The sequence below is a fragment of the bacterium genome (genome assembly GCA_024224155.1).
Lineage (GTDB): Bacteria > Acidobacteriota > Thermoanaerobaculia > Multivoradales > JAHEKO01 > CALZIK01.
Map to the genome: position 1 here is coordinate 1 of JAAENP010000444.1, position 659 is coordinate 659.

The following is a 659-nucleotide window of genomic DNA, read 5'->3' on the forward strand; positions in this document are numbered from 1 at the left end:
CGGCACCAAGCTTCTCGGGCACAGCAGCATCAAGGCGGCACTCGACATCGACTGGGACGAGCGTGATGAGAAGAAGTACGCTCTTGAGCGTCTCCTGCAGGACGCATTCGCCCTGCGTCGCAATCGGTCGCTCTGGACGCGGATTCACACTCGAATTCGCCTCCCCGATCCAGAGCCAGGCGAAACGGTCGAGTACGTCCGGCACCGGCTCAATCTGGCTGGCGTGAAGCGCGAACTGTTCAGCTCTGACGCGCTGGCGCTGCTTCATGAAGGCACTGGCGGCCGGCTCCGCGATATCGACCGCCTCGCTACCACAGCGCTCAAGACCGCAGCCCGCGCCAAGCTCAAACTGGTCGACCGCGCCATCGTTCTGAACGTCGCGAACAGCCACCAGCGCTGACCCGCCTCCGGCCGGCCATCGTGGCTGGCGAACCCTCGACAACCTTGATGACCACCAACCCCGCGGAGAGGTCTGTTCGACCTCGGTGGCCATCCGATCTGCTCACGCCACCCGACGATGGCCACCACTCAGCCTGCTCGCCTCCCCATCAGATACGGTGCTCGTTAACAGTGAGTCCGGCTCGTTCTTCATCAGCAGCCATTGGAAGCCCTTTCTCCACACGCCGGTCGTTGAAACTGGATCACTCAATCATCGCCAG

At 62.8% G+C, this 659-nt stretch carries 1 protein-coding gene; it reads left to right on the forward strand.

Annotated elements, in window-relative coordinates:
* Positions 1-400: hypothetical protein (locus GY769_21635; protein MCP4204520.1), on the forward strand; the 400-nt coding region annotated here is incomplete at its 5' end.
* Between the last annotated feature and the right edge of the window lie 259 nt (positions 401-659).